The sequence below is a fragment of the Bacillus sp. AFS018417 genome (genome assembly GCF_002560985.1).
Lineage (GTDB): Bacteria > Bacillota > Bacilli > Bacillales > Bacillaceae_G > Bacillus_A > Bacillus_A rhizoplanae.
This window is the reverse complement of the sequence record NZ_NTTM01000013.1, coordinates 143,974-156,121: the sequence shown is the minus strand read 5'-3', so window position 1 is coordinate 156,121 and position 12,148 is coordinate 143,974. Positions and strand designations below refer to the sequence as shown.

At 35.8% G+C, this 12,148-nt stretch carries 14 protein-coding genes and 1 pseudogene; 8 read left to right on the top strand and 7 right to left on the bottom strand.

Annotation, left to right across the window (positions count from 1 at the left end):
* Positions 1–100 precede the first annotated feature (100 nt).
* Positions 101–337 carry a YrhC family protein gene (locus tag CN326_RS07680; RefSeq protein ID WP_098307933.1) on the top strand — a complete coding sequence of 79 codons (237 nt, stop codon included), beginning with the start codon at positions 101–103 and terminating at the stop codon, positions 335–337.
* A gap of 320 nt (positions 338–657) precedes the next feature.
* Positions 658–1,173 (top strand): GNAT family N-acetyltransferase, encoded by a 516-nt coding sequence (locus CN326_RS07675; protein WP_098307931.1) that lies wholly within the window; start codon positions 658–660, stop codon positions 1,171–1,173.
* 59 nt (positions 1,174–1,232) lie between these two features.
* Here the strand turns inward: CN326_RS07675 and CN326_RS07670 are convergent, their stop codons facing one another.
* A complete protein-coding gene (locus CN326_RS07670) occupies positions 1,233–1,778 on the bottom strand; it encodes a helix-turn-helix domain-containing protein (protein ID WP_098307929.1) in 546 nt (181 codons plus the stop codon).
* Between the two features lie 157 nt (positions 1,779–1,935).
* On the opposite strand from CN326_RS07670, the gene CN326_RS07665 reads away from it, so the two are divergent.
* Positions 1,936–2,340 (top strand): DoxX family protein, encoded by a 405-nt coding sequence (locus tag CN326_RS07665; protein WP_098307928.1) that lies wholly within the window; start codon positions 1,936–1,938, stop codon positions 2,338–2,340.
* 238 nt (positions 2,341–2,578) lie between these two features.
* On the opposite strand, the gene CN326_RS07660 is transcribed toward CN326_RS07665, so the two are convergent.
* The gene (locus CN326_RS07660; protein ID WP_098307926.1) at positions 2,579–2,890 is read right to left on the bottom strand and encodes a 4a-hydroxytetrahydrobiopterin dehydratase; all 312 of its coding nucleotides are present in this window, start codon (positions 2,888–2,890) and stop codon (positions 2,579–2,581) included.
* The gene (locus CN326_RS07655; protein WP_098307924.1) at positions 2,871–4,625 is read right to left on the bottom strand and encodes an aromatic amino acid hydroxylase; all 1,755 of its coding nucleotides are present in this window, start codon (positions 4,623–4,625) and stop codon (positions 2,871–2,873) included. Before CN326_RS07655 ends, CN326_RS07660 begins: the two co-directional genes overlap by 20 nt.
* Positions 4,626–5,089: 464 nt before the next feature.
* Here CN326_RS07655 and CN326_RS07650 point away from each other — a divergent pair, with 464 nt between their 5' ends.
* Together CN326_RS07650 and CN326_RS07645 are read left to right on the top strand one after the other, a co-directional pair.
* The gene (locus CN326_RS07650; protein ID WP_098307922.1) at positions 5,090–5,401 is read left to right on the top strand and encodes a hypothetical protein; all 312 of its coding nucleotides are present in this window, start codon (positions 5,090–5,092) and stop codon (positions 5,399–5,401) included.
* Positions 5,401–6,027 (top strand): annotated as a pseudogene (locus tag CN326_RS07645) (translocation protein TolB); the annotation flags it as partial. The gene CN326_RS07650 and the pseudogene CN326_RS07645, both read left to right, overlap by 1 nt.
* 31 nt (positions 6,028–6,058) lie before the next feature.
* On the opposite strand, the gene CN326_RS07640 reads toward CN326_RS07645, so the two are convergent.
* Together CN326_RS07640 and CN326_RS07635 are read right to left on the bottom strand one after the other, a co-directional pair.
* On the bottom strand, positions 6,059–6,460 hold the full coding sequence (locus CN326_RS07640) for a hypothetical protein (RefSeq protein WP_098307920.1): 402 nt from the start codon (positions 6,458–6,460) through the stop codon (positions 6,059–6,061).
* Between the two features lie 19 nt (positions 6,461–6,479).
* Positions 6,480–6,974, bottom strand: coding sequence for a GNAT family N-acetyltransferase (locus CN326_RS07635; RefSeq protein WP_098307918.1), 495 nt, complete (start codon positions 6,972–6,974; stop codon positions 6,480–6,482).
* Positions 6,975–7,197: 223 nt separating this feature from the next.
* On the opposite strand from CN326_RS07635, the gene CN326_RS07630 reads away from it, so the two are divergent.
* Entirely contained in the window at positions 7,198–7,773 is a 576-nt protein-coding gene (locus tag CN326_RS07630) for a histidine phosphatase family protein (RefSeq protein ID WP_098307916.1), read from the top strand.
* 356 nt (positions 7,774–8,129) lie between these two features.
* Positions 8,130–8,630, top strand: coding sequence for a DoxX family protein (locus CN326_RS07625; RefSeq protein ID WP_098307914.1), 501 nt, complete (start codon positions 8,130–8,132; stop codon positions 8,628–8,630).
* 78 nt (positions 8,631–8,708) lie between these two features.
* Here CN326_RS07625 and CN326_RS07620 read toward each other — a convergent pair whose 3' ends face one another.
* Positions 8,709–9,590 (bottom strand): alpha/beta fold hydrolase, encoded by an 882-nt coding sequence (locus tag CN326_RS07620; protein WP_098307912.1) that lies wholly within the window; start codon positions 9,588–9,590, stop codon positions 8,709–8,711.
* 15 nt (positions 9,591–9,605) lie between these two features.
* Entirely contained in the window at positions 9,606–10,445 is an 840-nt protein-coding gene (locus CN326_RS07615; protein WP_098307910.1) for a GNAT family N-acetyltransferase, read from the bottom strand.
* Positions 10,446–10,723: 278 nt separating this feature from the next.
* On the opposite strand from CN326_RS07615, the gene CN326_RS07610 reads away from it, so the two are divergent.
* A complete protein-coding gene (locus tag CN326_RS07610) occupies positions 10,724–12,109 on the top strand; it encodes an alkaline phosphatase (protein ID WP_098307908.1) in 1,386 nt (461 codons plus the stop codon).
* The last annotated feature ends 39 nt before the right edge of the window (positions 12,110–12,148 follow it).

The following is a 12,148-nucleotide window of genomic DNA, read 5'->3' as shown; positions in this document are numbered from 1 at the left end:
GTCTCTTTTTCTTATGGAAAACTTCTCCCTCATTGGTTGTATTTACTTGCCTACGAAACGATGAAAATATGATACAGTGAAAAGGAGGAGTGATTAAAGAATGAAAGAATTACAGCAAAAAATTGCTGATTATATTCGTTTCGGTCAAGTCATGCTAGCACTAAGTGCATTTTTAATGCTCGGCTTATTACTCCCAAATGGACAAAAAGAAATGGTGCAAATGTTTGCCATGATGGGTGTGATTGCTGCTTTTTTAGGCGGTTCTTTTTATTTTTTCTACCGTGCAAGAGAGCTGCGTGACAAGTTAGAGGAGAACGAAAATGAACAGGTATTATAAATAGAAACGTTACTTAAAGAGTACATACCTTTAAGTAGCGTTTTTTTTATGATAAAAAACAAAAATAGAAAGTAATAGAATGATGAAAAGTGGCATCCTGGTGGGGATAAAGTGAAGCCTCCATCAGTACGTGGCTTAGTGCTCGTTAGTGCAGGATAAGTAGTTATATGTTTAGTGAATCGGAAAAAATCTTATCTCTCTTCATTAGATTTCATTATGCTAGTATGAATTGGATTGTTTGCAAAAAGTGTAAATATTTTCTGTTATTTTTTGTAAAAATAATATTCTTTTGTTTATAATTTACATAAGGGGGAGAGGCTATGTTTCACACAGAACGTTTACAATTTCGGAAATATACAATCGATGATTTAGGTTTCTATGCTTCTTTATGGGCAAACGAACAAGTGATTCGCTACATTGGGAAAGGAACTCCTAAAACGTATGAACAATGCAAAAAAAGTCTTGAAAGCTGGATTCTTCCAGGATATGAGCGTGGACTCGGTTTATTCATGATGTTACATAGAGAGACGGGAGAACCAATCGGTCATGCAGGACTTGTCCGTCAGCGTGTTGATGGAAAAGAAGAAATTGAAATTGGATATTGGCTGCTTCCAAAGTATTGGGGAAACGGATATGCGAAAGAAGCCGCAGCGGCTTTTCGTGATTACGGCTTTCAAGTACTTAAGCTTGAAAAACTCATTTCTCTTATTAATCCCGATCACCCAGCTTCTATTTTTGTAGCAAGAAGAGCAGGTATGGCTTATGAGAAGACGGTGTTATTTCATAATATGGATGTTCTCGTTTATTCAATGAGAAGAGCAGGGATAGGAAACTAATAACCTGCTCTTTTTTATTTCATAAAAAAAGCACTGCAAACAAATTTGTTCACAATGCTTCAATACACATGTTTTCGATTTTCAGTATAGCTTGAAATAAGAAGAAGTGCAGCTTCAACCCCAATATTACGAACGATATGCGGTACGCAAGCACTCCAAGAAAACGAATCTCCTTCTTCTACAATTGCAATATCTTCTCCGTGTTGTACTTCTAATTTTCCGCGCAAGACAAGATGACATTCTTCTCCTTCATGAGCATTTGGCGTGTTTTCTTTCGGAAAGCCAATAGGAATTTCTACTAATGATAAACGCAGTCCGCCTTGCTCAGCTACATGTTCAATTCTTTGCTGGTCTTTTCCGTAAATACTATATTTTCGTTCTTCTTTTTTAACAACTTTCATTCGATCTTTTTGCTCTAACAATAAATAAGGAAGAGGAACATTTAGAAAATGAGCAATTGTTTCTAGAGTAGAAATAGATGGAGATGTTTTATTGTTCTCCACTTGGCTCATAAATCCTTTAGAAAGCCCTGTTCCTTCACAAATTTGCGCAATTGTAATGCCTCTGCGCTGTCGAATTTCACGTATTGTCGAACCGATATTCATAATGCTCGATCTCCTTTTTCTAAACAGATATTTGTATCATAGCAAATCTTTTTTATTTTTTCTCAATAAAAATCAATTGACGAACAAAAAAAATTATTGTATGTTTTGTATTGTAAATAAAAGTTTTATATAACAAAACAATAAAGGAGAAATAACAATGAATCAATATATTGGTAATTTAATTATTCGAATTGTATTAGGAGTTACGTTTTTTGCTCATGGTTTAGCAAAGTTCCAAGCAGGAATCGATAACATTGCAGGCTGGTTTACAAGTATTGGTTTACCAGGGGGTCTTGCATATGGCGTTGCGACAGTAGAATTAGTTGGTGGTATTTGTTTAATTATCGGTTTAGGCGTAAGATATGTCGGACTATTATTTGCACTTATTTTAGTTGGAGCAATTGTAAAAGTAAAATGGTCAGCTGGTTTATTAGGAGATGGAAAAAATCCTGGATATGAAATGGAGCTTGCATTATTAGCAATGGGCGCTTACTTATTTGTTGTGAAAGCAGAAGGATTTGTAGATCGTTTCTTAAAAGCGACAGTATTGAAAAAAGACTAATTTGAACTAGAATAATAGTATGAGTTTTTGATTTTACCTTAATATAGAAATTTGTACAGTGAACTGTGGTCATCATATTCCATTTATTATGAAATAAAGAAAAGGAAGCCTGAATTAGGCTTCCTTTTCTGCATCTCCCGCTATTCGTGGGCAGTAAGCCCCCCCACCTTAAGATTGAGAGAAAAGCGAAGAAGAGAGGTGGGGGATAAAGAACCCCCCCACTGATGGAAGTTTCACTTTATCGTACAATTGCTTTTTCATTTTGTAAAAACATTTCATCAAACTGTTTTGCCATTTCAAAATCAAGTTTTGTCAAACCTTTTGCATTCCATGATGACAACGTGATAATAACTGCTTTATACTGGATAAGGATAAATGGATGATGATTGCGTTCTTCTGATAGTTTGGCCGCTTCAGAAACAAATTCGACACCTTTTAAGTAGTCGGAGAACATGTATTTTCGTTCAATCCATTTTTCGTCTTTTACTGTCCATTTATCCAATTTCATTAACTCTTCTTGAACTTCTTCATTAGTTAGTCGTTGCATTATTTGTCACATCCTTTATTGGGAGTAAGGCAAGCCCGTTATTGATTAAACGCTGAACTTCTTCATTATTTTTAAAGGAAGAAAGCTGTTGTAACAATGCTGCACGTTCTGGAATCTTCACTTTATGTTCTAGTAATAACTCTAAAATCTCAAGGCGCAGTAGCCATTCTTTTTCATAAAACTTATCTAATACGTGATGGATTGCTGCAAGCTGTTCTATATGCTGTTCGTGTAATAAACCTTCGCTGCGAATATCACGAACCGTTTCGTACATTTTTTCAAGTTCTGTTTGCGCGCGTGGTGCAGGTATTACTTCGTCTTCTTCTGTTATTGGGAAGAATGCTGTTGGATCTGCTGCACCAGGGAAAACAGAAGGAATTGCTGAACCAACTGCCATATCAAATGTACCCCAGGCCGCATCAAATAATAAGCGATCTTTTAAAGTGACTGTACAATTTGTAAATGAAATGACAGCGACTTTTTCCTCATTTTTAATAATGTCGGTTACTGTCCCTGTTACATGTACACCGCTTGTAAAAGTAAGCTCAGCTTTGTTACCAACAGAGATTCCTAATGTGTTTAATTCTTCGTCTGTGCAAGACTCTAATGCGATATTATTTTGTAACAATCCAATTGGTGTACCAAACCCATCTTGGTGCACATCTGTAGAATGATTTGGCAATTGTGTATGATTGATAGCTAATGCAGTTGGACTACCTGTTTTTATATAAATAGCCTCGCCACTTTCATCTTTTACTACTTCAACTAGTGTTCCTGTAATTTGTAATCCGCTGTTTAAAGTAACTGTCGCTGTATTTTCAGAACGCAGTGCTTTATCTAAACCTTTTGCACCACCTGATTTGAATGCCATTGTTTCTGAGAATTTTTTAAGTGCTTCAATCAATTCTTCGAAAGAACCACATACAAAAAGCTGCGGTTGCATTTTTGTTACATCGTAGCTCGTTTGAATACATGATTCAATGGAGAATGGAACTTTTTTAACAGCGTCAGTTAAACAATGTTTGCTTTCACCTACAGATGAAAGAAGTCCAGCACCGTAAATTTTCGGATTCTGTATATCACCAATCAATCCGTATTCTACTGTCCACCAGAAAAGACGGGAAATTTGTTCTGCTTCTGATAGGCCAGAAACATGTTTTTGTTTTTCTTCCACTTCTTTCTCTACCGCAATAATTTCCTCTGGAGTAGATGTGCGGCTCTCTTTTACAATCGTTAATTGGCGAACCGCTTCAAATAATTCGTGCTCTTCCTTTGTAGAGAAAGCTTTTGCTCCAATCTGTCCGAACAATTTTACATATTTTGCATATGTAGGATCGAGTAGAATTGGTGCATGTCCAGCTGCTTCATGAACAATGTCAGGAGCTGGTGTATATTCAATATTTTCTACTTTGCGAATATCTGTCGCAATTGGCAGGAGACCATGTCCTTGGAAATCAAAGAATGCTACGCCAGGAATTAAGCCGTCAATTGTAACAGCTCCCCAGCCGCTCGGTGCTAAACAATTGTTCATTTCTTCTACTTTTGGAATGGCATCTATATTAATACCGGAAGACTGTAATCCGTTTACATACGCTGGATGTGCAACGTCTTTTAAAAAGTTATGATTTTGTCTCATAATGTAGCGCCATACAGCGTGATCAATAGGTGTGTATTGGTCGTAATGCTGCTTTGATACAAATGGTTTTAAATGTGATGGAATTTCTGCTGTTTTTGTCATATAGATATATCCCCCTTTATGTAAAAATTGCTATGTTCCGTTTTTTATGCGCGTCACTCCTTCCAAAATAATGTAAACGCTTATAAAATTTTATCATAAAATTCCGAATTATTTAATATTTGTTTTTGCTGCAAATAAGAAAATCCCTATCGGAAAATACGATAGGGATGATAAAAATTGCGGTACCACCCTACTTGTAAACAAAAAACTGTTTACCATTCTCTTAAGATAACGGAAAGAAATCAAATGTAATCTGTTTGCATTATCGACAAAAAAGAAATCGTTTCTATCGTATAACTTCCTAGATTGTTTGTTTAAAACAATGAAACAACAAGAATATATGAACCTACCGATGTAAACGAATCAAGCGGTATGGAAGTTTCACTTTATTTTTGCAAACTTTGTATACTCTTCGCTTCAGTAACGAAAAGCTATAAGAAAATGAAAGGCAGGGGATAAAGTTCATGGAAATGGAGCAAGAGATATTACCATTATTAATACGCGGGGCAACAATCTTTTTATTGGTTTCTTTTGTTATTGCTGCACTGTTATGGTGGAAAACAAAATGTGGTGTATATGGCTGGTTTTTTAGTCATCTTATATTTCTAAGTTTTGGGATTGCAGCTTTGGTACATATTTTACAAGAACCGTCTGTTGGAGAGGGATTTGAGTCGGAAAATAATTCGCTTTATATTGGAATTGCCGGCTTATCGTGGGGAGTTAGCATGCTATTGTTTATAAAAGGAATGCAGGGAATTGCAAAGCTTGTAAAGTGAGGTATTCCTATAATAGAAAATGGATTTCATTTTTAGCAACACCAACTGCCTCTTGGTCGATGGATAGGTTATGTATAATCCGAGCGGATGGAAGTAAGTTTGAAGCAGTTGATCACATGCTGATTCAACCAAAATGGTTTCAATGGGCACCGTCAAAAAATATTTTGGCATATATAGAAGGAGAAGGACGCTTTATCGTCGAAAATAAACATTTAAAATTAAAAGAACTTCCTGCTTTTCAGCAAGCTACTTTCACTCCAAAAGGTTATGTTGATTGGGATTTCACTTGGAACAGTAATACGTTGATTACAATTTCTAGAGCAAAGGAAATGGAATGGTCCAATGATCCGAAGCAACGCCCGCAGCCTTCACTATATCAAATCAATGTTGCGAATGCACAGCAACGTCAAATTACAACCCCACCAAAAGGGTACGGAGATTATTATACGTACTATATAAAACATACAAATCAACTTTTATGGATGCGTTCTAATCGAGAGCAAGCTGATATGTGGATTGCAAACGAAGACGGTTCACAAGCGAGCAAATGGATTCAAAATATAGACGAAGCAGCAAATTATTATGAGGAACGAGATTGGGAAAATGTTGTATCAGTAAAAGAATAAAATATGCGCTCTCTACTGGCAGAGACGCATATTAAAAGAGTGTATAATTTGTGAGAGATTTTTCGGCATCTCTGCAACGTTTTATCCATTGCGTTTCATATTGTGAATGAGGTAAAATTCGATGCTGTAAATGACCAATATGAAAAACCTGTTCTGTTAAGCACCAATCTACACATAATTTATATAAGTCATAATGTAAAGGATCGTCATCCCAATACACAGGAATCTCTTTTATATTTGCTTGCCAATATAAATATGCACGGGTATGACCATCTGTAAAAATAATTTTATCGTCTAATTGTTTAATGGGTAATGGCGTATGTAAAGCAAATACAGGTGGTGAAAAAGTCTGTTGCAATCTCATTATTTTGTCATTGTTTAGAAATAATTGACTTGGCTGCACTTTAAATATATCGATAAAAAAAGAGTTCATTTTGGATCACCTAAGTCTTTTATAAGATTTTCGCCATATAGTATTCATTTCTTGGTTGTCCATCAACAATCAAACCATGCACTGCTTCACCTTCAATAGCAAACCCTATCTTTTTATATAACGTAATGGCTCTTTCGTTATGAGACATGACTGTTAATTCTAGACGCAGTAATTGTTGTGTGCGAGCCCATTGTTCGATTTCCTGAAGTAATCGTTTGCCGATTCCTTGACCTGCATATTGCTGGAGGACGCCAATAACTAAATATGCAGCATGTTGCTTTCGCCTTACTGCTCCGCCGCGAGCTATTATGTAACCAACAAGTTGCTCATCTTTCTCCGCTACTAAGAGTGTTGAATTATGAGGAGAGAGAAGTGCTTGAATCATAGATGTTTGTTTCTCTATCGTAAAGTTTCGCTCATTAGGCTCAAATAACATAAAATTTGTTTCTTGATCAATTGTTTGACATAGCTGCAAAAACGGAGCTGCATCTACTTCTGTAATTTCACGAATCATCAAAATCACCCATTTCTATTTTTGCATAACACATTATATTCGTTATGTAGATGCTGAACTCCTGTAAGGAAAGGGTCATATTACTTTGTTTCCCCCTTAAATTTAGATATATGTGGATCCTCTCTTTTTTTATAAAGAGAGGATTTTTTTGTAAAGAAGAGAAGGAGAAACTTCTATGAGCGAAGGGACTTTATGTTAATACGGAATAGAAAGGGACGTTGATATGAAACTTATTTTTGTCAGACATGGAGAAGGAGAGCATACAACAAATCTGCCGGATAGTTTGCGGAAGAATCATCCATATCTCACAAATAAGGGAAGGGAACAGGCATTATTACTGCAAGAAAATTTACCTCTGCATGAGAGCGATGTATTGATTGTAAGTCCAACAGTGCGAACGTTGCAGACAGCTGCGTTATGGAGTGAGCATGTTGCTTGTAGGAAAGTTGTCCATCCATATATTTCGCCTCGTATTTTTCCATATCGAGAAGGAGCAAGAACGTTGCCTTGTGACAAAATGTTAAGCCAAAAGAACATGCAGCAGTTGTTCCCTCAATTTTCATTAGCAGAAGAACACAATGAAGAGTTATGGAGTAATGGGATCAATACGATTTCAGAGCTTGAGTTTTGCACGGCTGCTCATAGCTTCATTGAATGGTGTAAAACGTTACAAGTTTCACGCGTAATAATTGTTTCTCATGATGGAACGATTACAGCATATAGACAATATGTAATGAAACAAGTATTAATGAGGGAAGACTTTTTAGAGGAAACAGGGATGTATGAAATTCAATTATAGTAGAAAAAAGATTAAAATAAAGTGAAACTTCCATCAGTGAGGGGGAGGTGTTTATAAAAGCCTGGTTGTGTACTAACGATAAGTAGGAGTCTACCCATCTAAAAAGATAAAAATATGCTTTTTTATAAAATTTGACATTGAGAACATAATTTTTTTGTAAATAGTAATGAAAATCATTATCGTCTGTGTTATTATAGGTTCAAGTTTTTATTTGCAAATAAAAGTGGTTATAAAACGTACGTTTGAAATATTTTGTAAAAATTGATAAAAAGCATTCATAATGAATGAAACGAAACCGGTTACGAATGTTGTTGTATTCATGTAATTAATTTAATTACAAAAATCAGGAGGAATATATGGTTATTCAGTTTTTAAGAGAGAACAAAGCAGTTTCCTATGTACTAGCAGTAGTGCGTATTTATATTGGTTATACGTGGCTTATGGCAGGGATGAAAAAGCTAACAGGTGGCGGATTTGACGCAACAGGTTATTTAAAAGGAGCAATTGAACAAGCATCAGGAGCTCATCCTGCAGTGCAATCATGGTGGGCATCTTTTTTAAATGAAGTAGCAATTCCCAATATAGAGCTATTTAATTTTTTAGTTACATGGGGAGAAATTTTAGTTGGAATAGGATTAATTGTTGGATGTTTAACGAAAACAGCTGTATTTTTTGGTCTTGTAATGAACTTTTCCTATATGTTTAGTGGGTCAACGGGTGTGAATCCACAATTAGTAATCTTGTCTATGTTTATTTTAGTTTCAGGTTATAATGCTGGCAAATTTGGTGTAGATGGATTTATTTTATCAAAAATTTTAAATGAAAAATCCCGCAATTATAAAAATCAAGCCGCTTAGCGTATAAAAAGGGTATCTCATCATGAGATACCCTTTTTAACGAATTTGGGGTGATTTTGCTATAAAGTGAAACTTCCATCAGTGGGGGTTAGTAGGATACTTCTTGAAAAACTCATTAACATACTGCATAAACTCTTGCGGCTGTTGACGAAATGGTGCATGTTCGCCTTCTTCGATAATATGAAATGTACTGTTTTTTAAGAATTGATGATACGTTTCGCCGCTTTTCCAGGAAACGCTTTTATCATTTCTTCCCCAAATAATTAACGTTGGCACCTTGATTTCATCAGCATTAATGCGTAAACGGCGCGGCCACATTTTGCCTAACTCGTCATGATGTGCTGTATCTTCACGTTTATACTTAACTTCTTCCTCGCGATATTCTTTCGGAGTAGAGACAGTACTTAAATCAGTTGATAATGTTGGTTTTGGAGATCCTTTGCCGTGCTGTAAAGTTTCTGCTCCTACTGCATCCGTTAAAATAAGGTGGGTTACAGCATCAGGATATAAGTATGTTAAATTTAAAGAAATTTCTCCGCCCATAGAGTGTCCTAATACAGCGAATGTATCATATCCTAATTTTTTCATTAATTTATAATACAAATTTGCTTGGTTTGGGAAGGAATAGCGAAAATCCATCGGTTTTGAAGAATGGCCGAAACCTAAAATGTCGACAGCAATAATTGTATGGTTTTTTGCTAAATCTGGATAAATATCACTAAATCCATTTGATGAGCCCCCAAAGCCATGAAGCATAAGTAAAGGTGGTTTATTTTTACCGATTTGTTTAAAGTAAATGGTTTGTCCATCAATTTCAATCATTTTTTCGTTTGTCTCTAGTTTTGTTGCAATTGTTTCTTTTATTTGTGTTGCTTTTTTTGTTTGCTTCTCAATTGTGCTGCAGCTCGTTAACGTTGTGAGAACAAAGCAGCTGAGCATGTAGAGCTTCCATCGTTTCAAAGTGTTTTCCCCTTTCTAGCATAGCGCTGCATCCATCATAGCAAATATGAAATCTCGTTTACCAGGAAGATTCTCTCCGTTTTTTATCATGAGAGGAGAAAGCAGCGTTTCTTTAAACTCAAATGATAACAGTTTGTCCCTAAAGCTTTTTTGTGAATGAGGAACATCGATACGAACAGTTCCATTCCATTGATTACATATGGATAGCAGTAAATGCAAGGCATATTCTTCATTGTGAGCAATAAGGGGAGTAACGCATAAGGTATTTCCTTTTCGTATACATAACGCAAAAGCTTCTAGTCTATTATTTTTTTCTATTTTTAATGCAAGGTGTGTTCGGTTTAAGAGTATTGAATACAACTTGGAACGATGGGCACCGCTTGCTATGAAATCGAGTTGAATGAGCGTGTTAAGATCCTGACTCGTGATTTGACTAGTAGAAAAGGAGTTGTTTTTTGTTTCTGTGCTATTTCGTTCTAATCGATGAATAGAAGTAATTGTGTTAAATCCATATGTATGATATAACGGCGTACCAGCATCCGTTGCAATGAGAACAAAAGGTTGTAATGGCGGAGCATTTTTTATGCAAATGTCCAGCAAAGAGCGTGCTAATCCTCTTCGTTGAAAATTTGGATGAACAATAAGCATACCAATAGAAGTAAATCCTGTTTTATATGGAAAAACAGCGATACAAGAGATAAGTTTACCTTCGTTATGATGGCCAAACAAAGTACCGATAGAAAAGAAGGTTTCAAATTGTTCCTTCATAAACGCAATGTCATGTAACCAACCCACTGCATCACAAAGAGATAGAAGTTGTGGGATATCAGACTGATTTAGTGCTTTTATCTGCATATATTACACTCCCTCGTTTTTCTTTAGTAGATACATTTTATCATGGAACAATCAAAAGATTCTGTCTTGTTGTGCGTTAAGGAAAGAGAGTGTGTGTACAAACATACTGCATTTGGAAGAATCATATATGTCAATAAGTAAAACGACAAAGAAATACAGCTTGCAACAATATTCACCTTAAATTAACAAAATATTTACATATTTCTAATTTTCTCTTAACAGTTCTCTATTAAATTGGGTAGTGGGGATTGAATTAAAAATTTAGGGGGACCTATAAGGTGAAAAAATTTATGAAGAAAGCATGGCCGTTTGCAGTTGTTTCATCGTTAGCACTTACTTCAATTGTAACATGGAATGTTACGCGTTCAGATGTCATTAGAGCAGATGAAAAAGAAGACAATGCAAAGATTAAAAATGTAATTGTCTTAATCGGGGATGGAATGGGCCCTTCTTATATGACAGCGCATCGTTATATGAAGGATAATCCAAAAACATTTGAAATGGAGCAAACAGAATTCGATAAACACCTTGTAGGCACACAAGTTACATATCCAGAAGATGAGCATCAAAATATTACAGACTCTGCTTCTGCTGCAACTGCAATGTCAGCAGGAATCAAAACATACAATGCAGCTATAGCGGTAGATAATGACGAAACAAACGTAAAGACAGTATTAGAGCAAGCGAAAGAGCGTGGGAAATCAACAGGGTTAGTTGCAACTTCTGAAATTACACATGCAACACCAGCAGCTTTCGGCGCACATGATATTAATCGAAAAAATATGGATGCAATTGCAAATGATTACTTCGATGAAAAAATTAATGGTAAGCATAAAGTAGACGTTCTTCTTGGAGGCGGCGTGAATAACTTTGTAAGAAAAGACCGTAATCTTACAGAAGAATTTAAAAAAGATGGTTATAGCTATGTAACGGATCGTCAGCAATTATTAAATGATAAGAACGATCAAATTCTTGGATTATTTGCGCCAGGCGGTTTCGATAAAATGATTGACCGTAATGACAAAACACCTTCTTTAGAAGATATGACAAATGCTGCAATTGATCGTTTAAATAAAAATAAAAATGGTTTCTTCTTAATGGTAGAAGGCAGCCAAATTGACTGGGCTGGTCATGATAATGACGTTGTTGCAGCAATGAGTGAAATGGAAGACTTTGAAAGAGCATTTAAAGCAGCAATTGAGTTTGCGAAAAAAGATAAGCATACACTAGTTGTAGCAACTGCTGATCATTCTACTGGTGGTCTTTCTCTTGGAGCAAACGGCGTGTACAATTTTGATGTAAAGCCAATTAAAGCAGCAAAACGTACACCTGATTTTATGGCATCTGAAATCGCTAAAGGTGCAAATGTTGAAGAAACATTGAAAAAGTATATTGATTTACAATTAACACCTGAAGAAGTTAAATCTGTGAATGATGCTGCGACGTCAAAAGATGTAACAAAGATTGATAATGCAATTGAAGCAATTTTTAATACACGCTCTTACACAGGTTGGACAACAGGTGGTCATACTGGTGAAGATGTTGGTGTATATGCATTTGGACCAGGAAAATACTTATTTGCTGGCGTTCAAGAAAATACAAACTTAGCAAAACGTGTATTTGATATTATTGGCGGCGGCGACCCAAATAAAGGTAGACGCTAATATGAAGAAAAAGCGGGGCTTCGTTGCCTTGCTTTTTTC